Source organism: Streptomyces sp. ERV7 (assembly GCF_001653515.1).
Classification (GTDB): domain Bacteria; phylum Actinomycetota; class Actinomycetes; order Streptomycetales; family Streptomycetaceae; genus Streptomyces.
Window position 1 is genome coordinate 1,175,930 of record NZ_LYOY01000040.1, and the last position, 24,317, is coordinate 1,200,246.

Below are 24,317 nucleotides of genomic sequence, written 5' to 3' on the forward strand. Positions count from 1 at the left end.
CGGGGTGCGGCCCTTTCGCCGGCGTTCGCGAAGTGGATCAGTAGCGCGGTCGGTTGAACCAGGCGCTGCCGTCGCGGGTCATCATGGCCGCCGCCATGATGCCGCCGAAGGCCATCCACAGGAACGCCCAGATCAGGCCGCCCGAGGAGTCGTTGTTGGCGGAGCCGACCAGGGCGAGCACGCCGACCACGGCGCCCAGGATGCCGTAGACCATCGTCGTGATGCGGACGCCCTGGCGGCCCTTGGACAGCCGTACGCCGAGCGTGATCGACAGCGCGGTCAGGCCGAAGAAGACCAGCGCGAAGACGACCATGATTCCGGCGGCGGCGTGGCCGATGTCACCGAACGGGGTGTCGCCGAAGGTGTCGTCCGACTTGTTGGAGACGTCGTTGGCCGCGGCCCCGATGAACAGGAACAGGAAGCCGATCAGCACCTGGACGGCGCCCACGATGAACAGGAAGACGCGGGCGGTCTGCATCAGGCCCGGCATCTGCGGCGGCATCACCATGCCGCCGGGGTAGGCCGGGTAGCCCGGCGGCTGCTGCGGGTAGCCGTACGCCTGCTGCGGGGGCACGCCCTGGGGGGCGGCCGGGTAGCCGTAGCCGGGCGGTGCCTGCGGCGGCGGGGGTGCCTGGCCGTACGGGTTGTTCGGGTCGCCGAAGCTCATGGCGGGTTTCCTCCGTTGTTCCGTGCGGGGACGACGCGGCCCGAGCGGAGGAAAGGTGATGTGTGAGCGGTTCGCCCCCCGGCACTGCCCGCGGTACTGCACGGATCATCGTTCTAAACGAGACATAAGTTTGTCCAGCCGGAAGCTGGATGTGTTGTGCAAGTGCAACTTGGGCGATCATGAGTCGCCCTGGAAGAATGGGAAACATGACCGCCCAGATTCTCGATGGCAAGGCCACCGCCGCAGCGATCAAGTCCGATCTGGCCGTCCGCGTGGCGGCCCTGAAGGAGAAGGGGATCCGCCCCGGTCTCGGCACCGTCCTGGTCGGTGAGGACCCCGCCAGCCAGAAGTACGTGGCGGGCAAGCACCGCGACTGCGCCGAGGTGGGCATCGCCTCCATCCAGCGCGAACTGCCCGCCACCGCCACGCAGGAGGAGATCGAGGCGGTCGTCCGGGAGCTGAACGAGGACCCGGAGTGCACCGGCTACATCGTCCAACTCCCGCTCCCCAAGGGCATCGACGAGAACCGCATCCTGACGCTGATGGACCCGGCCAAGGACGCGGACGGGCTGCACCCGACCAACCTCGGCCGCCTGGTGCTCAACGAGCCCGGCCCGCTGCCCTGCACGCCGTACGGGGTGATCCAGCTGCTGCGCGAGCACGGTGTGGAGATCAACGGCGCCGAGGTCGTGGTGATCGGCCGCGGTGTCACCATCGGGCGCACGATGCCGCTGCTGCTGACCCGCCGCTCCGAGAACGCGACCGTGACGCAGTGCCACACCGGCACCCGTGACCTCGCCGCCCATCTGCGCCGGGCCGACATCATCGTGGCCGCCGCCGGGGTGCCGCACCTGGTCAAGCCCGAGGACGTCAAGCCGGGCGTGGCCGTCCTCGACGTCGGCGTCAGCCGGGACGAGAACGGCAAGATCGTCGGAGACGTGCACCCCGGGGTCGCCGAGGTGGCGGGCTGGATCTCGCCCAACCCGGGTGGCGTCGGCCCGATGACCCGCGCCCAGCTGCTGGTCAACGTCGTCGAAGCGGCGGAGCGCGGCGCGTCCGCGAGCTGACCGGAAAGGGACCGAGGCATGGACGCCGACACGAGTACGGGGGACGGCGGCACCGGTGGGGACGATCGTCTCGCCCAGCACCATCCCCGCCGTCGCCGTCGTCACCGACCCCCGCTGCAGCGCCGACGTCAGCAGCAGGAACGCCGCACCCCCGCCCAGCAGCAGCGCGTACAGCGCCGGATTGGCGAGGTCGAAGGAGTCGATGAGCCGCACCGCGACCTCCACCACGCCGAACCCGCACCCCGCCCCGAGCCCGAGGACCAGGGCCCGAGCCCGGCCGGGCAGCCGCCCGGCGACCGCCCCGGCCAGCAGGATCGCCGCCGCGACCGCGAGCAGCGCCCAGGGCAGCGCGGCGGGCCCGTCCTCGTGCCCCTCCTCGCCGGACGCGAGTCCCAGCATCGCGAGCCCGGCGCAGACGACCCCGACCGCCGCCCACTCCGTACCGGAGAGCCGCACGGCGAGGACCCGCGCCGCGACCACCGCCGTCACCGCGAGCGACGCGGCCAGCGCCGCCCCGACCGCGTAGATCGGGACCGCCCGCAGCGCCACGATCTGGAGCACGAACCCCAGCCCGTCGAGACCGAGCCCGGCGACGTAACGCCACTGCCGCACGGCCCGCAGCAGCAGCGCGGGATCGACCCCGGCATCCCCGGACCCGGACCCGGACCCGGACCCGGACCCGGATCCCGAGGGCCCGGACGCCGCCCGGGCCGCCACGGCCTGCAGAACCGTCGCGGTGCCGTAGCAGACCGCCGACCCCAGCGCGCAGATCATCCCAAAGAGCACAGACGGACTGTAATGGAAGGGAGTTCAGGGGGCGGGAGCGAGCGGATTCTCCGTCCGGGATGGCCGGGAACTAGGGTGTGGCCGGTTCACGTCCCAGACATACGTACGAGATCGCGACGGGGGAGGCCCACACATGCGCAGATTCCGGTCCACAACAGTGGTGCTCGGCGGCATGGGGGTGCTCGCCGCCACGCTGACGGCGTGCTCCAGCGAGCCGGACCGCCGCTGCGTCGACCCCGTCTCGCGCCAGGAACTCCCCAAGTACGAGTGCAAGAGCGGCGGCAACGGCTCGTACTACTACGGCGGCTACACCCGTAACGGCATCGTCTACGGCGGCTCCTTCAACCGCTCCGGATCCGGATCCTCCACCTCCGCCGGCACCTCCGCCGGCACTTCCTCCGGCACCTCGGGTTCCGCCTCCTCATCCGGCTCCTCCGGCGGCGTCGACCGGGGCGGCTTCGGCGGCCACTCCGGGTCGAGCGGCGGCTGACGGATGCAGCGGCACCGCATCGACCCGCGCCCCGGCTGGCAGCAGACCGTCGAGGCCCAGGGCCTGATCTACCCCCTCACCCGCTACCCGGACGACTCGCTGCGCCCGTACTGGGACGAGAGCGCGTACTACTCCTTCAGCCTCCCGGAAGTCGAGGCGCTGGAGGAGGTCGTCGAGGAGCTGCACGGGATGTGCCTGGCCGCGGCGGCGCACATCGTCGAGCGGAACCGTTTCGCGGACCTCGGGATCACCGACCCGGCGCTCGCCGCCCGGGTGGCCGAGTCCTGGCACCGCCGCTCCGAACTCCCGTCCCTCTACGGCCGTTTCGACCTGTGCTACGACGGTGCGGGCCCGGCCAGGATGCTGGAGTACAACGCCGACACCCCCACCTCGCTGGTCGAGGCGGCGAGCCCGCAGTGGTTCTGGATGGAGGAACGCTTCCCCGGCGCCGACCAGTGGAACTCGCTCCACGAACGCCTGATCGCCGCCTGGAAGCGGCAGGCCCCGCTGCTCCCGCCCGGCCCGCTCCACTTCGCCCACTCGGACGACGACGAGCTCGGCGAGGACCTGATGACCGTCGCGTATCTGCGCGAGACGGCCGAGCAGGCGGGCATCGAGACGGAGGCGCTCTCGGTGGAGCGGATCGGCTGGGACGGGCTGACCGGCCGCTTCGTCGACGACCGCCTCCGGTTCATCCGCAGCTGCTTCAAGCTCTACCCGTGGGAGTGGCTGACCACGGACCGGTTCGCCCCGCACGTCCTGGAGACCCTGGACAACGGCGGCGGCACCGGCAGTACCTGCTGGATCGAGCCCGCCTGGAAGATGCTGCTCTCCAACAAGGCGCTGCTGGCGATCCTGTGGGAGCTGTACCCCGGCCACCCGAACCTGCTCCCGGCGTATCTGGACGGCCCGCGCGAGCTGGCCGGAAGCGGCGGATACGTCTCCAAGCCGCTGCTCGGCCGGGAGGGCGCCGGGGTGCGGATCCACGCCCCGGGCGCGCCGCCCGTCCTGCGCGACGAACCCGCCTGCTACCAGGCCCTCTCCCCGCTCCCGGACTTCGACGGGAACCGGGTCGTCCTGGGCGCCTGGGTCGTCGAGGACGAGGCGGCGGGCCTGGGCATCCGCGAGTCGTCGGGCCCGATCACGGACGAGTACGCGCGGTTCGTCCCGCATCTGATCCGCTGACGGGCCCGCCGCCCGGCCGCTACTCGGCGATGTAGTCGCGCAGCGGCGCGGGCCTCAGCCCCGCCGCGTCGGCTGCCGCGAGGACCCGCGTCAGATCGGCCGCCACCGTGTCGTTGAAGTGCAGCAGCACGATGTCCCCGGACTTCAGCCGCGGCACCGGCGGCGTCCACTGCCCCCAGGTCGTCTGGTCGTACGTCCACGTCACCAGCGCCTTGGCCCCGCAGGCCCGGGCCGTGGTCCGGGTCGTCTCGTCGTACGCCCCGAACGGCGGGCGGGCCAGCCGGGGACCGTCCCCGAACCGGGCGAGGTGCGCGTCCCGTGCCCCGCACAGCTGAGCCCGCTGCCCCGCCGCGTCGAGCGTCGTCAGATCCGGGTGGTCGACCGTGTGGTTCTCGATCCGCGAGGGCCCGTGGTCGAGAAGCGTCCGGAAGTACCCGGGGTCGTACGAGTACGCCCCCGGCAGCACGAACAGCGAGGCCGGTACCTGTCGTTCGAGCAGCAGCCGCTGCGCCGCCGGGTCGTGGTTCCAGCCGTCGTCGATCGTGATGAACACGACGGGGTCGTCCGTCTGGACGTGCGACACGACAGGCACCGGCTCGGGCCAGTCCGCCCGCGCGGGCCCGGACAGCCCGACGAGCAGCAGCAGGGGAACGAGCAGGGCGGACGCGGCGCGGGCCACGGAGGCGACGCGCACGGTGCGGGGTCTCGGCATGGCGGCATCATTGGTCTGGACCATCGGTCTTGTCAACGGTCCTGCCGCAGAAGCCGGTTGTCCGGCCGAGCCCCGCGCCGACTCCTCCGGAGTGCTCGGGGGCTGTTCGGGACTACTGGTCCGGGACTACTGGTTCGGGACTGCTTCAGGACTACTCGTGCGCCAGCACCGCCCGCAGCTGGTCAAGACCCCAGTCCAGGTCCTCCTTGCTGATCACCAGCGGCGGGGCGATCCGGATCGTCGAGCCGTGGGTGTCCTTGACCAGGACGCCCCGGTCCATGAGCCGTTCGGAGATCTGCCGTCCGGTCCCGAACGCCGGGTCGATGTCGACGCCCGCCCACAGACCGCGCCCGCGCACCGTCTGGACCGCCCCGGTCCCGGCCAACAGGCCCAGCTCGTGGTGGAGGTGCTCGCCGAGCTCGGTCGCCCGCTGCTGGTACTCGCCGGTGCGCAGCATCGCGATGACCTCCAGGCCGACCGCGCACGCCAGCGGGTTGCCGCCGAAGGTCGACCCGTGCTCGCCGGGGCGGAAGACCCCGAGCACCTCCGCCGAGCCCACCACCGCGGAGACCGGCACGACCCCGCCGCCGAGCGCCTTGCCCAGCACATACAGATCGGGCACCACGTCCTCGTGCTCGCACGCGAACGTCTTCCCGGTCCGGCCCAGGCCGGACTGGATCTCGTCCGCGATGAACAGCACGTTCCGCTCGCGCGTCAACTCCCGTACGCCCGGCAGATATCCGGCCGGCGGCACCAGCACCCCGGCCTCGCCCTGGATCGGCTCCAGGAGCACCGCCACGGTGTTCTCCGTGACGGCCGCCGAGAGCGCGGTCAGGTCCCCGTACGGCACGATCTCGAACCCCGGGGTGTACGGCCCGTAGTCCGCGCGCGCCTCCGGGTCCGTGGAGAAGCTGACGATCGTGGTCGTCCGGCCGTGGAAGTTGTTGGCGGCGACCACGATCTTCGCCATCCCGTCAGGCACTCCCTTGACCCGGTACCCCCACTTCCGGGCGGTCTTCACGGCCGTCTCGACGGCCTCCGCCCCGGTGTTCATGGGCAGGACCATCTCCTTGCCGCACAACTGCGCCAGCTGCCCGCAGAACTCGGCGAACCGGTCGTGGTGGAACGCCCTCGACGTGAGCGTCACTCTCTCCAGCTGCGCCTTGGCCGCGTCGATCAGCCTGCGGTTGCCGTGGCCGAAGTTCAGCGCCGAGTACCCGGCGAGCATGTCGAGGAAGCGGCGCCCCTCGACATCGGTCATCCACGCGCCCTCGGCCGAGGCGACGACGACGGGCAGCGGATGGTAGTTGTGCGCACTGTGGGCCTCGGCAGAGCGGATGGCGTCCGATGTAGTCGACACGGGGTCTCCGTTTCATCGTGCGGCGTGGGACGGGGGTAGCGCCCAGTTTCTCTCGTCGTTCGGATGTTGGACGGGGAAACCTTGATTCCCGGCGCGCCCGTTAGGGTGGGTGGTACGTACGGCGACTGGCGCACGGGGAAGCGACCCCGGGGAAGCCGTGCGTGACATGCGCACGAGGTGCCGCCCGCCTGGGCACCCCGGGACCACGACGGACCCCGGAGGACGCCATGAGCCTGCCCCTTTCCCACCCGGCCCTTTCCGCCACCGACCCCGAACTCGCCGCGCTCGTCGCCGCCGAGGAACGGCTGCAGTCGGACACCCTGCGGCTGATCCCCAGCGAGAACTACGTCTCGCAGGCCGTTCTCGAAGCCTCGGGCACGGTGCTGCAGAACAAGTACAGCGAGGGCTACTCGGGCCGCCGGTACTACGAGGGCCAGCAGAACATCGACCAGGTCGAGACCCTCGCCGTGGAGCGGGCCAAGGCCCTGTTCGGCGTCGAGCACGCCAACGTCCAGCCCTACTCCGGCTCGCCGGCCAACCTCGCCGTCTACCTCGCCTTCGCCGAGCCCGGCGACACCGTGATGGGCATGGCCCTGCCGATGGGCGGCCACCTCACCCACGGCTGGGGCGTCTCCGCGACCGGCAAGTGGTTCCGCGGCGTCCAGTACGGCGTACGCCACGACACCGGTCTCATCGACTTCGACGAGGTGCGCGAACTGGCCCTCAAGGAGCGGCCGAAGATCATTTTCTGTGGTGGTACCGCCCTTCCCCGCACCATCGACTTCGCGGCCTTCGCGGAGATCGCCCGGGAGGCGGGCTCCGTCCTGGTCGCCGATGTCGCGCACATCGCGGGCCTGATCGCCGGTGGTGCCCACCCGTCCCCCGCCCCGTACGCGGACGTGATCTCCACGACCACCCACAAGACCCTGCGCGGCCCGCGCGGCGCGATGCTCATGTCCCGCGAGCAGCACGCCAAGGCCATCGACAAGGCCGTCTTCCCCGGCCTCCAGGGCGGTCCGCACAACCAGACCACCGCCGCGATCGCCGTCGCCCTCCGCGAGGCGGCCCAGCCCTCCTTCCGCGACTACGCCCAGGCCGTCGTCGCCAACGCCGGGGCCCTCGCCGAGCAGCTCCTCGCGCGCGGCTTCGACCTGGTCTCCGGCGGCACCGACAACCATCTGATCCTGATGGACCTCACCCCCAAGGACGTCCCGGGCAAGGTCGCCGCCAAGGCCCTCGACCGGGCCGGGATCGTCGTCAACTACAACACCGTCCCGTACGACCCGAGGAAGCCGTTCGACCCCTCGGGCATCCGGATCGGCACCCCCTCCCTCACCTCCCGCGGTCTCGGTACCCAGCACATGGCGGCCGTGGCCGACTGGATCGACCGGGGCGTCGCCGCGGCCCGCACCGGCGACGAGGACGCCCTCGCCGTCGTCCGCGCCGAGGTGGCCGAGCTGATGGCCGCGTTCCCGGCGCCCGGCCTCCCGACGGACTGACCGGTCAGGCGCCGCCGGCCCGGCGGCCCGGCTCGGCCCGGCCGTCTCGGCCGGCCTCACCGGCCAGGTCGTCGGCCCCACCGGCCACGTCTCGCAGCTCCTGGCGCGGCCCGTCCTCGTGGCTCCGCCAGGAGGCGGTGACGGCCGCGGGGAGCCGGGTCGCCCACGGGCGTATGAGCAGGGCCAGAGCGGCCCCGATGGTCAGGCCCGGCAGGGCCCACCACCAGCCGGTCGCCGTCGGGTCGGCGGAGGCCGAAAGCCCGGTCCGGCCGGACCCTTCCTCCCGGGCGCCCTCGGCGGCGGGCGCCGTCGCCTCCCCGGGCCCGCCCGGCGGTGTGGTCCACTCCTGCGGCGCCACGCCGGTCGCGGCGTGCTCGACGACGGGGCCCATCACCTCCAGTTTCGTCAGCAGCGCCCGCAGCTCGGCGGGGCGCTGGGCGCGGTGCCAGTAGCCGTTGAAGGTGTGGGGGAGCCCGGCCGCCGTGTGTATCCAGACCGTGGTGGCGTCGTCGCTGGTGAAGACGCGGTCCAGCCGCCAGGGATCCATGTCGTGGACCATCCACGTCACAGTGATCTGGCGGGACCGCATCGCCGCGTCCAGCGACGGCGGGCGCTCCTTCTGGCCCTGGTTCGGTTCGCCGAGCAGGACCAGCAGCGTCGAGTAGTCCGCGTCGGAGTGGTAGCGCGCGGCCGTCTGCTCGCTCTCCGGCGACACGATCAGCACGCTGGTCGGGCCGCCCGCGTGCGCGGCCGGGGCGAGGAACAGCCCCAGTGCCACGGCCACGGCGAGGGACAGGATCCCCCGCACCGCGGACCCGCCGTGCCTGCGCCTGCCCGGGCCCCCGCCCCGTACCCGCCCGGCCGGGCCTCGGCTCCCCCGCTCCCCGTGTTCGTGCCCTCCTCCGCTCCGCCCGCCCGGCAGGCGCCCGGCACCGCGTACGTCGTGTCGCAGGACCGCCGGAACATCCTCCGCTGGACCACCGAGGACCACTCCTGGAAGGTGATCGGTCCGGCGGCCGACGAGATCTTCGCGAGCCCCGCCGGGCTGTTCGCGACCAACCCCGGCGACGGGCACATCTCCAAGTACGACGAGCCGTCCCGCTCCTGGTCCCAGATCGGATTCCCCGGCGAGCAGTTCGTCACCACCGGGGACGGCCTCTACGCCATCACCGAACACCGCGACGCCGTCGTGCACTGGACGGGCGTGGGATCCGACTGGGTTTCCATCGGGTCGCCCGCCGCACGGCTGTACGCGGGCGGCGCGGGCCTCTTCGCCACCAGCCCGGACAACGGGGCCCTGTTCCGGTACGCCGGGTACGGCAGCACCTGGGTCGACGCGGGCGGCCCGGGCGCCGACTTCGCCGTCGGCCCCGACTACGTGGCCCGTATCTCCCCCGACGGCAAGGAGATCTGGCAGGGCAACGGCCGGGGCAGCAACTGGCGGCGGATCGGCGGCCCGGCCACCAGGCTGTACGCGGGCGGCGCGGGCCTGTTCGCCACCGACGCGGCCGGGCGGATCCTCAAGTACGTCGGCGCCGCCGGCTCATGGACCACCATCGGCAGGGCGGGCGTCACCCTCGCCGTCACCGGCAACGCGGTCTACCGCATCGCCGCCGACGGGCGGGCCGTCTCCCGGTGGACCGGGCAGGGCTCCGAGTGGGTCCCGCTGGGCGCCACGGCGAGCGCGATCGCGGCCACGGACTGACCGCCTGGCTCGACCGCCCTCCCGCACCGCCTAAAATCGTGCCGCCGGCGGGACGCGCCGGCGGCCAGGAGGGACAGCGCGCGGTGAACAGCGACAGTGACGTACCGATCTACGCCCAGCTCATACGGGAACGGGGTGACGTCCCTGGCGACGTGCGCCGGGAGGCCGAGCAGATCCAGCGGAACCTGGAGCGGGTGATCATGCCGTTCCGTCCGGGCCTGCCGACGCCCGGTTTCTTCCGCTCCTGACCGCCCGCGCCGGGGACGCCCTGGTGGGAGGAGGCTACGAGAGCGCCTTCCCCGGGCACAGCGGCCTCGGCTTCGCGTCGCCCTTGAGCCTGGCGCTCACACATCCGGCGGGGACACCGTGGGAAGCGGTGGCCCCGAAGTTGGCCGTGACGGTCAGTACGCCGTCGCCGAAGACGGTGCGCTGGACGGTCCGGTCGGCGGTCAGCAGGCGGAAGGACGTCAGCCGCTCGGTGCCCGCCTTCTGGTGCAGCGGCGCGAAGTACTTCTGCAGGGCGGCCAGTTCGGGCCCGTGCTGCTTCAGGGACGGCCCGTCGAGGACGTAGTTCAGCGGGATGTTGTAGAGCATGGCCTGCATCGCCCTCGTCTGCTTCTGCCGGGGCAGCTTGTCGAAGGAGAGCTCCCAGCGCTCCACGTTGACCAGGGAGCCGTGCAGGGCGGTCTCGTACAGCGGGACGCGGTACTTGGGGTCGTACATCTCCCGGGCGAGGTCGGCGGGCAGGTCGACCGGCTTGAAGAAGGTCTTCGGCGCCTTCTCGGGGGCGTATCCGCCCCACACCTCCTTGTTTCGCTGCAACGCCCACAGGCCGTCGCCCACCGGGGTGGCCGAGCCGTGGTCGAAGGCGACGACCTGGTTGGACCACGCTCCGGCGGACTCGGAGCCGACGACGAGCCCGCCGTCCGTCAGGCGCTTCATCCGGGCGAGGCGGTGGGCCCGGTCCTGGCCCTTGGTCATCGGGTGGTCGGGGCTGTGGTCCCGGAAGAGGTCTCCGGCCGCGTCGACGTCCAGGAAGTAGCTGTCGGCGCCGTTGGCCACCATCCGGCGTGTGCGGTCGGCGAGGTAGTGCTTGTCCGGCTCGGCCCGCTCGAACGCCTGCGAGCTGAGGTAGCAGCCCCGGTTGCCGAATCCGGTCTCCGGCCTGCCCTTGGCGTCGATCACGCAGTAGTCGGGGTAGACACGGCCGGGCCAGGCCGAGCTCGGCGAGTCGGCGGTGGCGGGGTCCTGTCCGTTGGCGAAGGAGTCGTAGGGGCCGACGAGGTAGCCGTTCTTCTTGGCGGCGCCGACGGCCTGGGCGCTCATCGGGTCGTTCCCGGCGTCGTAGCCCAGCCACATCCGGCTCACGCCGAGCTTGCGCAGCGCCTCCATGGCCTGGGGCGTGCGCGCGTCGCCCCACAGATAGGCGTGGAAGGCGCCGAGCAGCCTGGCGTCGGCCGGGTTGGCCCTGATCTTGTCGCGGAGGCTGCCGAGCCGTCCGTGTTGGGAGAGCCAGTCGCGGTAGTCGACGGCCGGGGCCACCGGGTTCCCGTCGGTGAGCGCGAAGGTGACGGTGTACGAGCGGGTGTCCTCGCCGCCGTCGAAGGTGTGGGTGGCCGTGCCGCGCAGCCGGCCCTGCTCGGAGGCGAACCCGAGCGAGGTGCCGATGTCGGTGGGAACGACATAGCTCGCGCCCCGACTGCCGTACGTATAGCCCCACATCGGCATGGTGAGGGCGCCGGAGCCCATGTCCATGGGCTCACCGGTGAGGCCGCGCTCGGGCGCGCTCCAGAACGCGTCGCCCACGGGGATGTTCAGGCCCTCGCCGCGCGGGAGCTGGAGGTCGGAGGCGGACGCGTCGGTACCGGTCACCGGCCACCGCACCTCCCCGTCACGCCGCGCGGCCATGCTGACGCGCAGCCGCCCGTGCTCCGCGACGGCCGTGACCGTCAACTCCTTGGCGGGGTAGGTCCAGCGGGCTCCCCCTCGTATCTCGGTGACCGGGCCCGGCCGGCCCAGGTCGGTCGCGGCCGGGGCGGACAGCTCCAGCTCTCCCCCGGACGCCGGGCGCGCCCGTACGGCGAGTGAGGCGGTGTCGATGACCGCGGTGCCGCCCCGGACGGGAACGGTCACCCTGCCGTCCCCGGTGCGGGCGTCGGAGACCTCGGCGCCGGCCGCCGTGGTGCACCCGGCGAGCGCGGCGAGGGCGAGGGTGACGGCGATCCCGTGGGCGGCGGCGCGAACCCGGTTCCCGCTGGGGGTCCGGCTGTGGGTCGAGAAGTTTGATCTCATGGGTCGTGAATAGTCGTGCACCATAAGAGGGTTCTAAGAGCTCCGGCCCCACGCCGCCGGAGGACGGGGTGTTTCCATGGGTGCTGCCAGGGTCGCGGTCGTGACGAGCGCCGCCGGTATCGCGTACGACCAGGACCTCCCGCTGATCGTCGACGCCCTGTGCGCCGACGGGTCGGCCGCCGAAGCGGTCACCTGGGACGCGCCCTCCGTGGACTGGGGCGGATTCGATCTGGCGGTGATCCGCTCGGCCTGGGACTACGCGGAACGGCACGCCGAGTTCCTCGCCTGGGCCGACAGGGCGGACCGCGCCACCCGGCTGTGGAATCCGCCTCCGGTGCTGCGCTGGAACAGCGACAAACGGTATCTGCCGGAGCTGGCCGGGCGCGGTGTCGCCGTCGTGCCGACGACGGTCATCGACCCGGGCGGGCGGTGCGACGAGGCGGACTTCGACCTGCCCACCGGCGTGGTGGTCAAGCCCGCCGTGTCCGCCGCCGCCCGCGACACCGCATGGTACGAGCCCGGCCGGCACGCGGATGCCGTGCGCCACGCCCGGATGCTCCTCGACGGGGGCCGCAGCGCGGTGGTCCAGCCCTATCTGCCGCTGGTGGAGGAGGGAGAACGCGCCCTGGTCTTCCTCTCCACCGGCGACGGGTTGGCCTTCAGCCACGCCATCCGCAAGCAACCGGTGCTGACCGAGCCCCATGTGATCGACAACTTCCGGGACGCGCACCCGGGCGTGGTTCCCCACGAGCCGACCGGGGCGGAGATCCGTACCGCGCTGGACGCGCTGGCGGCGGTTCCATCGCCGGGCGCCCTGCTGTACGCGCGGGTGGACCTCGCGCTGGACGACAGCAGGGCACCGGTGGCGATGGAGCTGGAGCTCATCGAGCCGAACCTGTTCCTCGGCAGCGGTCCGGGGGCGCTGGAGCGGTTCACCGCCGCCGTGGCGGCGGGCCGGAAAGCCGCTACGGGAGCGTGACTTCGGCGCTGACCGGCAGGTGGTCGGAGGCGTCGCTGTCGATGACCTCCGCCTGCCGGGCGGCGATGCCCGAAGAGCCGAGTACGTAGTCGATGCGCTTGTGCGGGCTGCGGGCGTCGAAGGTGTATCCGGAGCCCTCCCCCGCCGTGCGCCACACGTCGGCGAGGTGCCTGGTCAGCACGCCGACCTCGCGGGCGCCCGGAGTGGCGTTGAGGTCGCCCACCAGCACGGTGGGACGGCCGGAGTCCTCGATGACGCTGTTGATCGCCTCCGCCTGGGCGAGGCGCTCGCTCTGCGAGGTGTGTTCCAGGTGGGTGGTCAGGACGCGTACCGCCGTGCCGTCCACATTGATGTCGGCCTCCAGCAGGCCGCGTTGCTCGCCCTGGCGCGGGCGGGGCAGCCGGGTGTTGCGGGACTCGCTGACCGGGAAGCGCGACAGGATCGCGGTGCCGTACTGGCGCCGCGGCGCCCCCGAGCGCGGCGGGTCGAGGCTGAGGTTGGCCCCGTAGACCACGTGCATCCCGAGGCGGCGGCCGAGCCAGCCCGCCTGGTCCAGGAAGTCGCTGCGCGTGTCGTAGTGCCGGTCGACCTCCTGGAGGCCCACGACGTCGGCGCCGCTGTCCCTCAGGACGCGGGCCACCCGTTCGAGGGCGAGGGCGTCGTCGGCGCCCGCGCCGTGGTGGATGTTGTAGGTCAGCACGGTGAGGGTCTGAGGTGCGGCCGCCGCCGAGGAGGTCGGTGCCACGGCCAGCGGGATGAGCATCAGGACGAGAGCCAGTGCGGACCTGGCGCACACACGGATCACTGAACACCTCTGTCTTCTTCGGAGTCTGCGGATGTCGGAGTCTGCGGATGTCGTCGGACGGGGCTGCGCACAACTCGGAGCATGCCGACGCGCCCTGACGGCGTGGGTGCTGGTTCGGGCCGTCGGGCGACATGGACATGGGCGGGGGACGTGGGGTGGGTGGGCGGGACCGCCGCAGCCCCTGCCCCCGGCACCGCCGGAGAGCGGGCCCTCGTCCCCTATACCGGCAACCGTCGGAAAAGCGGGCGCGGTACGTGTCTCAGGGCCGACATCACCAGTCTCAGGGGGCCCGGGACCCACACCACCTCCGCTCGGCGTCTCAGGCCTGTCTCGATCGACTCCGCCACTGCTTCCGGTGTGGTGGCCAGGGGGGCCTCTGGGAGGCCTGTGGTCATCTTGGTGCGGACGAAGCCGGGGCGGACCACCATCACGTGGACTCCTGAGCCGTGGAGGGCGTCGCCCAGGCCCTGGGTGAAGGCGTCCAGGCCCGCCTTGCTGGAGCCGTAGATGAAGTTGGTGCGGCGGGCGCGTTCGCCGGCCACCGAGGAGAGGACCACCAGGGAGCCGTGGCCCTGGGTCCGCAGGGCCTTCGCGCAGATCAGGGACGCCGAGACCGCGCCCGTGTAGTTGGTCTGCGCGACCCGTACCGCCGCCATGGGCGTCCCCTCGTCCCGTACCTGGTCGCCCAGGATCCCGAACGCCAGCAGGACCATGTCGATGTCGCCCTGGCCGAAGACCTTGCCCAGGGCCGGCTCGTGCGACTCCGCGTCCAGCGCGTCGAAGGCCAGGGTGTGCACGTCCGCGCCCAGCTCGCGCAGCTCCGTCGCGGCCGCGTCCAGCGCGGGCGACGGGCGGCCGGCCAGCCAGACCGTACGGGTGCGGCGGGCCACCAGGCGGCGTGCCGTGGCCAGGCCGATCTCGGACGTGCCGCCCAGGACCAGCAGGGACTGGGGGGTGCCGAAGGCGTCCTTCATCGCGTAACTCCTGGGGGTGGGCGTCCGTCAGAGGTTCAGGCGGCGGGAGAGGTCCGAGACGAAGACCCCTTCCGGGTCGATTTCGCGGCGCAGGGCGCGGAAGTCCGGGAGGCGGGCGTACATGGACTCCAGTAGCTGCGGGCGCACTCTCGCGTCCTTCGCCAGGTAGACGCGGCCGCCCGCCGCCGCCACCTCCTCGTCCAGCTCGTCCAGGAAGCCGGCCAGGCCCGGCAGGCCCGCCGGGATGTCCAGGGCCAGCGTCCAGCCGGGGAGCGGGAAGGAGAGCCAGCCGGGGTCGGCCTCGCCGAAGCGCTTGAGGACCGCCAGGAAGGACGGGCAGCCCCGGTCCGCGATCCGGCGTACCACGCGGCGCAGGGTCTCCTCCTGGCCGTGGCCGACCACGAACTGGTACTGGACGAAGCCGCCCCTTCCGTAGATCCGGTTCCAGTGCGGGACGCCGTCCAGGGGGTGGAAGAACTTCGCGATCGACTGGACTTCCCCCGTTCGGTGCCTCGGTGCCCTGCGGTACCAGAGTTCGTTGAACGCCGAGACGGAGAGACGGTTCAGGAGGCCGCCCGGGAAGTGGGGTGGTGCGGGCGGGAGTCGGAGCGGGGCGAAGCGCAGCGGAGTTCTGTCCGCGCGCCCCCGTAGCGCCTCCCGTGGTGCGTGGTCGCCCCTCGTCAGGACCGCTCGGCCCGTTCTCGCGCCCCTGGCCAGCAGGTCGATCCACGCCACTGAGTAGCGGTAGCGGTGGTCCGTCGCCGTCAGCCGCGCCATCAAGTCGTCGAGATCCGCCGCCCGTTCCGTGTCCACCGCCATCAAGGACGTCTGTACGGGGTGCAGACGGAGCTCGGCCGCGAGGATCACCCCGGTCAGGCCCATACCGCCCGCCGTGGCCCAGAACAGTGCGTCGGTGGGGGTGAGGCGGTGGACCGTGCCGTCCGCCGTGAGGAGGTCGAGCGCGCGCACATGGCGCGAGAACGCGCCCGAGCCGTGGTGGTTCTTGCCGTGGATGTCCGCGCCGATCGCGCCGCCGACCGTGACGTACCGCGTCCCGGGCGTCACCGGCACGAACCAGCCCAGCGGCAGCAGGACTTCCATCAGGCGGTGCAGGCTGACGCCCGCCTCGCAGACCACCACGCCCGCCTCGGCGTCGATCGTGCGGATGCGGTCGAGGCCGGTCATGTCCAGGACGGCGCCGCCCGCGTTCTGCGCGGCGTCGCCGTACGCCCGGCCGAGGCCCCGTGCGATCGACCCCCGCGCCCCGCCCGCGAGAACGGCGACCGCGGCCTCCTCGTACGTACGCGGGCGGACCAGCCGGGCCGCCGTCGGAGCGGTGCGGCCCCAGCCGGTCACGGGGGTCGGGGGAGTGGCGGCGGCAGGCATGGGAGCGACCGTAGCGGGGGTTCTGTTCTGTGTGCTGGGATATGCCCTTTTTATTGTGATGCTCACCGAAATGGGTGATTGAGTGAGTGTCAAGCGGCATTGACGCGCATCTGGCGTCGCCGCCGGGGAGAGTCGCGTACGGCTGACGGCCGACCGGCGGGGCTGTCTCACGGAATCGGGGTGGCAGATGCGGTACCGCGACGCGGACCACCGGCTGTTGGCGGCGCTGCGCGACTGCGGCGCGGAGCCACGGGTGGCCGCCGTCGCCCGCGCTCTCTCGTTCGCCGGGGAGCACGGCGCGGTGTGGCTGGCGGGCGGGGCGCTCGCCGCCGCCGTCGACCGGGAGCGGCGCGCGGGCTGGCTGCGTGGGGCGGCGCTGGTCGGGGCCGCGCATCTGGCCAGCATGGGTGTGAAGCGGGTGGTGCGGCGGTCCCGGCCGCGGCTCGCCGCCCGGGAGCCGCTGGTGCGCACCGCCGGGCGGCACTCCTTCCCGAGCTCGCACGCCACCTCGGCGGCCGCGGCCGCCGTCGCGTACGGCGCGCTGCGGCCCGCCGGGGCGCGGCTGGTGCCGCCGCTCGCCGCCGCGATGTGCGTGTCCCGGCTGGTGGCCGGTGTCCACTACCCCTCGGACGTGCTGGTCGGCGCCCTCCTCGGCGGCGCCACGGCACGGCTGGGGGCGGGCTGGATGGGCCGCGCGCCCTCCCCTGCTCCCGCACGACTTCCCGCACGACCTCCCGGCCGCCCCCGGGCCGCACTCGGAGCCGCCTCGTGACCCGGCCCGGGCTCCTCGTCCTCGAAGAGCGGGCCGCCCGGCGCCCGGCGTGGCGCGTCCTCGGCGTGCCCGCGGGCGTGCTCAGGACCGCGCGCCCCCGGCAGTGGATCAAGAACGTGCTCGTGGTCGCCGCGCCCGCCGCCGCCGGACAGCTCGACTCGCGCCACACCCTGCGCCAACTCGCCCTGGTCTTCGTGCTGTTCACGGCCGCCGCCTCCGCCGTGTACCTAGTCAACGACGCGCGCGACGCCGTCGCCGACCGCGCCCACCCGCAGAAGCGCCACCGCCCGGTGGCCACCGGGCAGGTGCCGGTGCCGGTCGCCTACGCCGCCGGCGGGCTGCTCGCGCTGCTCGCCCCGCTCGGCGCGGCCCTGACCTGCAACGCCATGACGGCGACCCTGCTCACCGGGTACGTGGTGATGCAACTCGCCTACTGCGTCAAGCTCAAGCACGTCCTCGTCGTCGACCTCGTCGTGGTCACCGCCGGGTTCCTGATGCGGGCCATGATCGGCGGGGTCGCGCTCGCCATCCCGCTCTCGCGCTGGTTCCTGATCACCGCCGGGTTCGGCGCGCTGTTCATGGTCGCGGCCAAGCGGTACTCGGAAGCCGTCCAGATGGAGGGGCGCGGGGGCGCGACCCGTGCGCTCCTGGACGCGTACACCACCGGCTATCTGCGGTTCGTCTGGCAGCTCGCGGCCGGCGTCGCGGTCCTCGCGTACTGCATGTGGGCGCTGGAGAGCGACGGTATGGCGGGCGGCTCGCTGCTGCCGTGGCGGCAGCTGTCGATGGTCCCGTTCATCGGCGGGATCCTGCGGTACGCCGTGTTCGCCGACCGGGGGAGCGCGGGCGCCCCCGAGGACGTGGTGCTGCACGACCGGGCGCTCGTGGTCATCGGACTGGTGTGGGTCGCGCTGTACGGGCTCGCGGTGGCCGACCTGTGAGGGGCGCGCAGAGGGCGGGAACGTGGGCCCGCGGGGCGCACGGAGGCGTGCGCCGGGCCGAGCTCGTCGGCTTCGCCCTGGCCGGGATCTGCGCGTACGCCGTCGACCTCGGTCTCTTCGTCTGGCTGCGGTCGGGCCTGGCATGGGACCCGGTCACCGCCAAGTGCCTCTCCTTCGTGGCGGGGTGCACCGTCGCGTACCTCGGCAACGCCTTCGGCACCTACCGGGGCAGCCGGGCCGGGGGCCGTGAGTACGCCGTGTTCTTCGCGGTGAACATCGCGGGCGCGCTGGTGCAGTTGTGCTGTCTGGCCGTCACGCACTACGGCCTCGGCTTCACCTCGCCGCGCGCCGACACGCTCTCGGGTGCGGTGTTCGGCATGGCGCTCGCCACCTGCCTGCGCTTCTGGGGGACCCGGACGCTTGTCTTCCGGGGTGAGGAGGGTACTCGCACATCATGGACTGGCTGAAGAATCTTCCCGTCGTCGGGCCGTGGGTGGTCCGGCTGATGAGGACGCACGCCTGGCGATCGTACGAGCGGCTCGACCGGGTGCGCTGGTCCCGGCTGGCCGCCGCGATCACCTTCATCAGCTTCCTCGCGCTCTTCCCGCTGCTCACCGTGAGCGCGGCCGTGGCCGCCGCCGTACTGACCCCGGGCCGGGTGGAGAAGCTCCAGAACACCCTCGCCGAGCAGGTGCCCGGCATCTCCGACCAGCTCGACCTCCAGGACCTGACCCGCAACGCGGGCACGGTCGGCGTCGTCGCCGGGGCGCTGCTGCTGTTCACCGGCATCGGCTGGATCAGCCAGATGCGCGGCTGTCTGCGGGTGGTGTGGGACCGGGACGACGAGGAGGGCGAGAACCCGTTCCTGCGCCAGCTCAAGGACGGCGGGGTGCTGATCGGCCTCGGCGGCGCGGGGCTCGCCTCGTTCGCCGCGTCCTCGATCGGCTCGACGGCGGTCGGCTGGACCGCCGACCAGCTGGGCATCGACGAGAACGGCGTCGGCCGGGTGTTCCTGCGGATCGCGGCGATCGCGGTGGCGGCCGCCGCCGACTTCCTGGTCCTGATGTACGTACTGACCCTGCTGCCCGGGGTCTCCCCGCCGCGCCGCCATCTGCTGACCGCCGGGGTCATCGGCGCGGTGGGGTTCGAGCTGCTGAAGGTGCTGCTCGGCGGCTATATGCAGGGGGTCGCCGGCAAGAGCATGTACGGGGCGTTCGGGGTGCCCATCGCGCTGCTGCTGTGGATCAACTTCACCGCGAAGCTGCTGCTGTTCTGCGCCGCCTGGACGGCCACCCCGGCCAAGGAGGACGACCCCGAGATCACTTCTTCCGGCGCACCAGCTCAGGAAGAGGCCAGCGCCGGTTGAGCAGGAACACCCCGGCGCCGACGACCAGGAGCGCGCCGCCCGCGATGGCGAGCGCGGTGCCGACGCCGCCGGAGCCCGGCCCCTTCCGGGTGGTGACCGCGGCCTTGGCGGCGCCGTTCGCCGTGGGCTGCGAGCCCTGCGGGGCGCCGGTCGGGGCCGCCGACTTCGGCGGGACCAGCTCGCCCACCGGGGTGACCTTGCCGGCCGCCGCGAAGCCCCAGTCCAGGAGGCGGGCGGCCTCCTTGTAGACGGCCTGGCTCTCGGAGGAGTCCGGGTTCATCACGGTGACCAGCAGCACCCGGCCGTCGCGCTCGGCGACGCCGGTGAAGGTCGCGCCCGCGTTGGTGGTGTTGCCGTTCTTGACGCCCGCGATGCCCTTGTAGGGGCTGATGCCGTTGTCACCGGTGAGCAGCCGGTTGGTGTTCTGGATCTCGAAGTAGTCGCGCTCGGGGGCTTTGCCCTCGGCGCTCTTGCCCTCGGCGCCGGGGAACTTGGCGGAGGCGGTGGAGCAGTACTCGCGGAAGTCCTTCTTCTGCAGGCCCGAGCGGGCGAACAGGGTGAGGTCGTACGCGCTGGAGACCTGGCCGGGTGCGTCGTAGCCGTCCGGCGAGACGACATGGGTGTCGAGCGCCTGGAGGTCGTCGGCGTGGGCCTGCATGTCCTGGACGGTCTTGGGCACACCGCCGTTCATCGCCGACAGGACGTGCACGGCGTCGTTGCCGGAGCGCAGGAAGACGCCGAGCCACAGGTCGTGCACGGTGTAGGGCTGGTTCTCCTTGACCCCGACCAGGCTGCTGCCCTCGCCGACGCCGTCGAGGTCGGCGGGGGTGACCGTGTGTACGTCGGTCTTGGGGAACCTGGGCAGCACGGTGTCCGCGAAGAGCATCTTCATGGTGGAGGCGGGGGGCAGCCGCCAGTGCGCGTTGTGCGAGGCGAGCACCTGGCCGTTCTCCGCGTCCGCGACGATCCACGAACGGCCCGTCAGCTGCATCGGGAGCACCGGCGCGCCCGGGCCGAGCTTCACCTGGGTGTCGGGCCTGCCCAGCAGCGCGCCGCCCACCGTCGACATCCCCTCCGGCGGCGGGTCGGGGTCCTTGCGGGTCTTGCCCGGCTTGTTGGACTGGCCCTGATCCTGGTCCTGGGTACCCGGTTTGTCATCGTTCGGCAGCGCCGCCGCGGGCGCGGCGGCGAGCGCGGGCAGCAGCGCGGCGACGGCGACCGCCAGTGCGATTCTCGCGGGCTTCTTCACAGCAGACACGGACGAGAACGTACAGGTCGAAGGTGGCGAACCGAACACCGGAGGGGGGACCCGCCGGGAGCCGCCACCCGCCCGGCTGCGCCCGCTTCGCCCCGGAGATACCGATTCCCTGAGGCCCGGCAGCCCTGTCCCCTGGCGAGGACCCATGATCTCCGCCCGGTCGTCGGCCGGGCGACGGCGATCGCGATACTGGGGGGAAAGCCCCTCCCCGCCCGAAGGAAGCCCCCCATGAAGCTCAGCCGTCGCGTCTCGTGGTTCCTGCTCGCGTTCGGCGCGTGGTCCTGGGTGGTCTGGACGACCTTCGTCAAGAACCTGTGGAAGGACGCCAGCGGCCTGGCTTTCGATGATGGCCGTCCGACGGGCTATTTCTGGGTGCATCTGACTCTCGCCGTGGTCTCGTTTGTTCTAGGGACGGCGATTGGCGTGCTCGGGTTCCGTGGGGTGCGGGCGTCGCGCCGGGCCGAGCGGTAGCCACTGGCTACCTGCGGCGCCCCCGCAGGCGATTCCGTACGGCGGCCGCGTGCCGGAACCGCCGCCCACGCCGGGTCACGGACCGCTAACGAGTGGGTGCTCCCCCCTTGTCACGCGCGGCTAACGAGTAGCTGTGTAGTGAAGATTTCCTCTTCCGAATGTGAAACCCGTGTGATTGGGTGAGCGCCATCACAGGGGTGCGCGAGGGGGTTCGGCACGCCTGAAGGGTGGGGCGTTCCGAGGAGAGCACGGCGATGCGGTCGATCCGTATGCGGATTCTGGCGATTTGTGCAGTCTTGGTGGTTGTGGGTGTGGGGGGATGGCAGCTACTGCCGTCCGACGGGAAGAAGAAGGACCCGATCACGGTCGGGACGACGGACGCGATCACGTCCCTGGACCCGGCCGGTGCCTATGACGCCGGTTCCTGGGCCCTCTACAGCAACGTGTACCAGTCGCTGCTGACGTTCAAGCCCGGCTCGGCGGTGCCGGTGCCGGACGCGGCCCGTGGCTGCAAGTTCATCGGGCTCAAGCTGACGACGTATCAGTGCGAGCTGCGCGACGGTCTGACCTTCTCGTCCGGGCGCAAGATCACCGCCGCGGACGTCAAGTTCTCCTTCGACCGCGTGATGAAGATCAAGAGCGATGTGGGCCCGGCCTCGCTGCTCTCCTCCCTCGGCTCGGTCCAGGCCGACGGCGACACCGTCACCTTCAACCTGAAGACCAAGGACGCGACCTTCCCGTCCAAGCTCGCCACCGGCGCCGGGTCGATCGTGGACAGCACCGCGTACCCGGAGAAGTCGCTGCGCAAGGACAACAGCGTGGTCGGCTCCGGCCCGTATCTGCTCAAGTCGTACAAGCAGGGCCAGAGCGCGGTCCTGGAGCCGAACCCCGACTACCGGGGCGCGGTCGGCAGGAAGGGCCTGCCCGTCGAGGTGCGCTACTTCGCCGAGTCCGACCAGCTCAACCAGGCGTGGACGGCCGGGCAGGTCAAGGTCGCGCACCGCCAGATGCCGCCGAAGGTGCTCGCCAAGCTGTCGCCCGGCGACCCGGACATCCGCATCAGCGAGACGCCCGGCGCCGAGACCCGCAACCTGAACATCAACGTCCGCTCCGGCCACCCGCTGGCCAAGACCAAGGTCCGCCAGGCGCTGGCCGCGCTGATCGACCGGCCCGCGCTGGCGAGCGCCGTCTACGACGGCACGGTCGAGCCGCTGTTCTCGCTGATCCCGCAGGGCTTCACCGGCCACAGCACCGCCTTCTTCGACGCCTACCCCAAGGTGGACGTGTCGAAGGCGAAGGGGCTCCTGAAGTCGGCGGACGTGCGCACCCCGGTGAAGTTCACGCTCGCCTACCGCAAGCTCGGCGCCAACGGCGCGGAGGCGGAGCTGCTCAAGGCGCAGCTGGAGAAGGGCGGTCTGTTCGCCGTCGACCTGCTCGCCGAGGCCGACTGGACCAAGATGCAGAAGAACTACGCGGCCGGTGTCTACGACGCGTACACCGCGGGCTGGGTCGCGGACTTCCCGGACCCGGACAACTTCAGCCAGCCGCTCGTCGGCACCGGGAACAGCCTGCACACCGGGTACTCGGACAAGGACGTCGACGGCATCATCCAGCGCACCCAGCAGTACAGCGACCGGGGCCGCACCGCCGACGACTTCAAGGCGCTCCAGGACAAGGTCGCCGAGGACGTGCCGCTGATCCCGCTGTGGCAGGGCAAGGACTACGTGGTGAGCAGCCGCAGCGTCAGCGGGCTCCAGTACGTGTCGGACGGCACGGGTGTGTGGCGGCTGTGGGAGCTGAACTGGATCTGAGCCGACGGGCCCCGGGCCGCGCCCTTGTCGGGGTGCGGCTCAGGGTCTCTCGCGGCTCAGGACTTCTTGCGGGCCGTCGCCGCCTGGGCCATGCCCGGCAGGAAGTCCGTGAACAGCTCGTGGACCTCGTGGACCAGCGGGCGCAGCACCCGGAAGCGGGCGAGCGCCACACCGCGCGTGGTGAGCTTGGCGCCGCGCGCGGCGAGCCGGTAGCTGCGCTCACGGCCCTCGGAGCGGTCGAACACCCAGTACAGGACCAGGCCCATCTGGGAGAGCCACATCAACTCGGGCAGGACGTCCACGAGTTCGGCCGGGACCTTGGTCTTCGTCCCCGCCAGCACCTCGCGGTGCACGTCGATCGCCGTCTCGCGGGCGTGCTCGGACTCCGCCGAGAACGGGCTGAGCGGGCTGTCCGGGTCCGCCGCGTTCTTGAAGAACTGCGCCGCGAACTCGTGGTACGGGGCCGCGATGTCCAGCCAGGCCTTGAGCACTCCGGCGAGCCGCGCCTCAAGGTCGGTCTCGGTGGCCAGTACGTCGCGGACCGCCGCCTGGTGTTCGGCGGCGATCCGGTCGTAGAACCCCTGGATCAGATGCTCTTTGCCGGCGAAGTAGTAGTACGCGTTGCCGACCGAGACCCCGGCCTCCTTGGCGATGGCCCGCATCGTCGTCTTGTCGTAACCGAGCTCCTGGAACAGCCGCATGGCGGTCTCCAGGATCAGGGTGCGGGTCTGCTCGCCCTTGGCGGGACTCTGCTCGCCCCTGGCAAGCGCGGACTCGCTCTCGGGGAGCTCGGACTCTGCGGGCACGCGCGCGTTCTCTGCTGGCACGGGACGAGCCTAATCGGCCGCGGAGCAGCCGCTGCCGCAGGCTGCCGGTCCGGTGTACGTCCACACCCCGCGCGCGTCGGACGTCCAGCCGTCCTCGCGGCGGTAGGGGCGGTTGCCGGCCGCCGCCAGCCGGGCGCTGGTGCCGCCGCGGTAGCGGGCGGCGGCGATCACCGCGCCCCGCGCGAACACCGCCCCGGCCGGGGTGGCCAGACGGTGGGCCATCGGCCGGTACTGGCGCAGCGCCCAGAGGCAGACGATCCAGGCGGCCGGGCCCCGGTAGACCTGACCGGCGTCGGCGACGACGGTGATCTCCTCGAAGCTCGCCGCGTGGTCGAGGCGGGGGAAGCGGCGGCGGGCCTCGGTGGACCCGGTGGGCACCAGATCGAGCGGGACCAGCTGGCGCTGCTTCATCAGCCAGTTGCGCAGGAAGGTGCAGAGCGGGCAGTCGGCGTCGTAGAGCACGGTGAGCCGGCGGACCGGGGCGCGCTGGGCGTCCCGGTCGGCGGTGGTGGCGGTGGGCATCGGGCTCAGGCCCCGGCGGCCGGCGCGGCCCACGGACCCTGGCCCCCGGTGAAGCCCTGCGGCGGCACCGGCGGGTTCTGCTCACGCTCCATCAGGCCCCGGCGGCGGAACTTGTTGAGCGCGTACACATTGCCCAGGTGCATCACGCCGAGCACCAGCAGCACCACGCCGAGCTTCTTCGACAGCGCCTCGAAGATCTGTCGGGCGTTGTCGATGTCGCCGCCGTCCCGGAGGTAGAGGGCGACGAAGCCCAGGTTCACCAGGTAGAAGCCGACCACCAGGAGGTGGTTGACCGCGTCGGCGAGCTTTTCGTCGCCGTGCATGACATCCGCCAGGAAGACCCGGCCGTTGCGGCTCAGGGTACGCGCGACCCAGACCGTCAGCGCGACGCTGACCAGCAGGTAGATGACGTAGGCGACGACGGTGAGATCCATGTCCCGAC

At 72.1% G+C, this 24,317-nt stretch carries 25 protein-coding genes, 1 pseudogene and 1 riboswitch; of the genes and pseudogenes, 13 read left to right on the forward strand and 13 right to left on the reverse strand.

Going from position 1 to position 24,317, the window contains the following annotated elements:
• Positions 1-37: 37 nt before the first annotated feature.
• Entirely contained in the window at positions 38-667 is a 630-nt protein-coding gene (locus tag A8W25_RS19915; RefSeq protein WP_067163300.1) for a DUF3824 domain-containing protein, read from the reverse strand.
• A 206-nt stretch (positions 668-873) separates the two neighbouring features.
• On the opposite strand from A8W25_RS19915, the gene A8W25_RS19920 reads away from it, so the two are divergent.
• Positions 874-1,734 (forward strand): bifunctional methylenetetrahydrofolate dehydrogenase/methenyltetrahydrofolate cyclohydrolase, encoded by an 861-nt coding sequence (locus tag A8W25_RS19920; protein ID WP_067163302.1) that lies wholly within the window; start codon positions 874-876, stop codon positions 1,732-1,734.
• Here the strand turns inward: A8W25_RS19920 and A8W25_RS35040 are convergent.
• Positions 1,660-2,508: pseudogene (locus tag A8W25_RS35040) on the reverse strand (hypothetical protein); the annotation flags it as partial. The gene A8W25_RS19920 and the pseudogene A8W25_RS35040 sit on opposite strands and share 75 nt — an antisense overlap.
• A 145-nt stretch (positions 2,509-2,653) precedes the next feature.
• Here A8W25_RS35040 and A8W25_RS19930 point away from each other — a divergent pair.
• The gene (locus A8W25_RS19930; protein ID WP_067163305.1) at positions 2,654-3,010 is read left to right on the forward strand and encodes a hypothetical protein; all 357 of its coding nucleotides are present in this window, start codon (positions 2,654-2,656) and stop codon (positions 3,008-3,010) included.
• A 3-nt stretch (positions 3,011-3,013) separates the two neighbouring features.
• Positions 3,014-4,195, forward strand: a complete 1,182-nt coding sequence (locus A8W25_RS19935; protein ID WP_067163307.1) for a glutathionylspermidine synthase family protein — start codon at positions 3,014-3,016, stop codon at positions 4,193-4,195.
• Positions 4,196-4,214: 19 nt separating this feature from the next.
• Here the strand turns inward: A8W25_RS19935 and A8W25_RS19940 are convergent, their stop codons facing one another.
• On the reverse strand, positions 4,215-4,907 hold the full coding sequence (locus tag A8W25_RS19940) for a polysaccharide deacetylase family protein (RefSeq protein ID WP_067164252.1): 693 nt from the start codon (positions 4,905-4,907) through the stop codon (positions 4,215-4,217).
• A gap of 151 nt (positions 4,908-5,058) precedes the next feature.
• Positions 5,059-6,267 carry an ornithine--oxo-acid transaminase gene (gene rocD / locus A8W25_RS19945; RefSeq protein WP_067163309.1) on the reverse strand — a complete coding sequence of 403 codons (1,209 nt, stop codon included), beginning with the start codon at positions 6,265-6,267 and terminating at the stop codon, positions 5,059-5,061.
• Positions 6,268-6,378: 111 nt separating this feature from the next.
• Positions 6,379-6,468: riboswitch (ZMP/ZTP riboswitch) on the forward strand.
• A gap of 26 nt (positions 6,469-6,494) precedes the next feature.
• Here rocD and glyA point away from each other — a divergent pair.
• Entirely contained in the window at positions 6,495-7,766 is a 1,272-nt protein-coding gene (gene glyA, locus A8W25_RS19950) for a serine hydroxymethyltransferase (protein ID WP_067163311.1), read from the forward strand.
• A 4-nt stretch (positions 7,767-7,770) separates the two neighbouring features.
• Here glyA and A8W25_RS19955 read toward each other — a convergent pair whose 3' ends face one another.
• Positions 7,771-8,550 carry a hypothetical protein gene (locus A8W25_RS19955; RefSeq protein ID WP_199831782.1) on the reverse strand — a complete coding sequence of 260 codons (780 nt, stop codon included), beginning with the start codon at positions 8,548-8,550 and terminating at the stop codon, positions 7,771-7,773.
• Positions 8,551-8,652: 102 nt separating this feature from the next.
• Here A8W25_RS19955 and A8W25_RS19960 point away from each other — a divergent pair, with 102 nt between their 5' ends.
• Positions 8,653-9,471: a hypothetical protein gene (locus tag A8W25_RS19960; protein WP_067163314.1), complete on the forward strand. Its 819-nt coding sequence runs from the start codon at positions 8,653-8,655 to the stop codon at positions 9,469-9,471.
• Positions 9,472-9,554: 83 nt separating this feature from the next.
• Positions 9,555-9,719, forward strand: a complete 165-nt coding sequence (locus A8W25_RS34065) for a hypothetical protein (RefSeq protein ID WP_158942625.1) — start codon at positions 9,555-9,557, stop codon at positions 9,717-9,719.
• A gap of 34 nt (positions 9,720-9,753) precedes the next feature.
• Here A8W25_RS34065 and A8W25_RS19965 read toward each other — a convergent pair whose 3' ends face one another.
• Positions 9,754-11,763, reverse strand: coding sequence for a glycoside hydrolase (locus A8W25_RS19965; RefSeq protein WP_067163316.1), 2,010 nt, complete (start codon positions 11,761-11,763; stop codon positions 9,754-9,756).
• A 76-nt stretch (positions 11,764-11,839) separates the two neighbouring features.
• Here A8W25_RS19965 and A8W25_RS19970 point away from each other — a divergent pair, with 76 nt between their 5' ends.
• Positions 11,840-12,742 carry an ATP-grasp domain-containing protein gene (locus A8W25_RS19970; RefSeq protein WP_067163317.1) on the forward strand — a complete coding sequence of 301 codons (903 nt, stop codon included), beginning with the start codon at positions 11,840-11,842 and terminating at the stop codon, positions 12,740-12,742.
• Here the strand turns inward: A8W25_RS19970 and A8W25_RS19975 are convergent.
• The 3 genes from A8W25_RS19975 to A8W25_RS19985 all read right to left on the reverse strand — a co-directional run bounded on the left by A8W25_RS19975 (position 12,729) and on the right by A8W25_RS19985 (position 15,907).
• Complete coding sequence (locus tag A8W25_RS19975) at positions 12,729-13,538, reverse strand: endonuclease/exonuclease/phosphatase family protein (RefSeq protein ID WP_199831783.1); 810 nt, start codon at positions 13,536-13,538, stop codon at positions 12,729-12,731. The two genes, A8W25_RS19970 and A8W25_RS19975, sit on opposite strands and share 14 nt — an antisense overlap.
• A 227-nt stretch (positions 13,539-13,765) precedes the next feature.
• A complete protein-coding gene (locus A8W25_RS19980; RefSeq protein WP_067163319.1) occupies positions 13,766-14,521 on the reverse strand; it encodes a decaprenylphospho-beta-D-erythro-pentofuranosid-2-ulose 2-reductase in 756 nt (251 codons plus the stop codon).
• Between the two features lie 27 nt (positions 14,522-14,548).
• Positions 14,549-15,907 (reverse strand): FAD-binding oxidoreductase, encoded by a 1,359-nt coding sequence (locus A8W25_RS19985; protein ID WP_067163321.1) that lies wholly within the window; start codon positions 15,905-15,907, stop codon positions 14,549-14,551.
• Between the two features lie 187 nt (positions 15,908-16,094).
• Between A8W25_RS19985 and A8W25_RS19990 the strand changes: the two genes are divergently transcribed.
• The 4 genes from A8W25_RS19990 to A8W25_RS20005 are packed head-to-tail and all read left to right on the forward strand — an operon-like array spanning position 16,095 to position 18,986.
• Positions 16,095-16,679 carry a phosphatase PAP2 family protein gene (locus A8W25_RS19990; RefSeq protein WP_079126188.1) on the forward strand — a complete coding sequence of 195 codons (585 nt, stop codon included), beginning with the start codon at positions 16,095-16,097 and terminating at the stop codon, positions 16,677-16,679.
• Positions 16,676-17,620, forward strand: a complete 945-nt coding sequence (locus A8W25_RS19995) for a decaprenyl-phosphate phosphoribosyltransferase (protein WP_067163323.1) — start codon at positions 16,676-16,678, stop codon at positions 17,618-17,620. Before A8W25_RS19990 ends, A8W25_RS19995 begins: the two co-directional genes overlap by 4 nt.
• A 47-nt stretch (positions 17,621-17,667) precedes the next feature.
• Positions 17,668-18,087 carry a GtrA family protein gene (locus A8W25_RS20000; RefSeq protein WP_067163325.1) on the forward strand — a complete coding sequence of 140 codons (420 nt, stop codon included), beginning with the start codon at positions 17,668-17,670 and terminating at the stop codon, positions 18,085-18,087.
• Entirely contained in the window at positions 18,075-18,986 is a 912-nt protein-coding gene (locus A8W25_RS20005) for a YihY/virulence factor BrkB family protein (protein WP_067163326.1), read from the forward strand. Before A8W25_RS20000 ends, A8W25_RS20005 begins: the two co-directional genes overlap by 13 nt.
• On the opposite strand, the gene A8W25_RS20010 is transcribed toward A8W25_RS20005, so the two are convergent.
• Positions 18,940-20,244, reverse strand: a complete 1,305-nt coding sequence (locus A8W25_RS20010) for a D-alanyl-D-alanine carboxypeptidase (protein WP_324616247.1) — start codon at positions 20,242-20,244, stop codon at positions 18,940-18,942. The two genes, A8W25_RS20005 and A8W25_RS20010, sit on opposite strands and share 47 nt — an antisense overlap.
• Before the next feature lie 228 nt (positions 20,245-20,472).
• Here A8W25_RS20010 and A8W25_RS20015 point away from each other — a divergent pair, with 228 nt between their 5' ends.
• Together A8W25_RS20015 and A8W25_RS20020 are read left to right on the forward strand one after the other, a co-directional pair.
• Positions 20,473-20,715 (forward strand): SCO4848 family membrane protein, encoded by a 243-nt coding sequence (locus A8W25_RS20015; RefSeq protein WP_067163328.1) that lies wholly within the window; start codon positions 20,473-20,475, stop codon positions 20,713-20,715.
• A gap of 254 nt (positions 20,716-20,969) precedes the next feature.
• Positions 20,970-22,526, forward strand: a complete 1,557-nt coding sequence (locus A8W25_RS20020; RefSeq protein WP_067163330.1) for an ABC transporter substrate-binding protein — start codon at positions 20,970-20,972, stop codon at positions 22,524-22,526.
• A gap of 56 nt (positions 22,527-22,582) precedes the next feature.
• On the opposite strand, the gene A8W25_RS20025 is transcribed toward A8W25_RS20020, so the two are convergent.
• The 3 genes from A8W25_RS20025 to A8W25_RS20035 all read right to left on the reverse strand — a co-directional run bounded on the left by A8W25_RS20025 (position 22,583) and on the right by A8W25_RS20035 (position 24,309).
• Positions 22,583-23,245: a TetR/AcrR family transcriptional regulator gene (locus tag A8W25_RS20025; protein ID WP_420708507.1), complete on the reverse strand. Its 663-nt coding sequence runs from the start codon at positions 23,243-23,245 to the stop codon at positions 22,583-22,585.
• Between the two features lie 117 nt (positions 23,246-23,362).
• Entirely contained in the window at positions 23,363-23,875 is a 513-nt protein-coding gene (locus A8W25_RS20030; protein WP_067164258.1) for a thiol-disulfide oxidoreductase DCC family protein, read from the reverse strand.
• 5 nt (positions 23,876-23,880) lie between these two features.
• Entirely contained in the window at positions 23,881-24,309 is a 429-nt protein-coding gene (locus A8W25_RS20035; protein WP_067163333.1) for a hypothetical protein, read from the reverse strand.
• Positions 24,310-24,317: the final 8 nt, after the last annotated feature.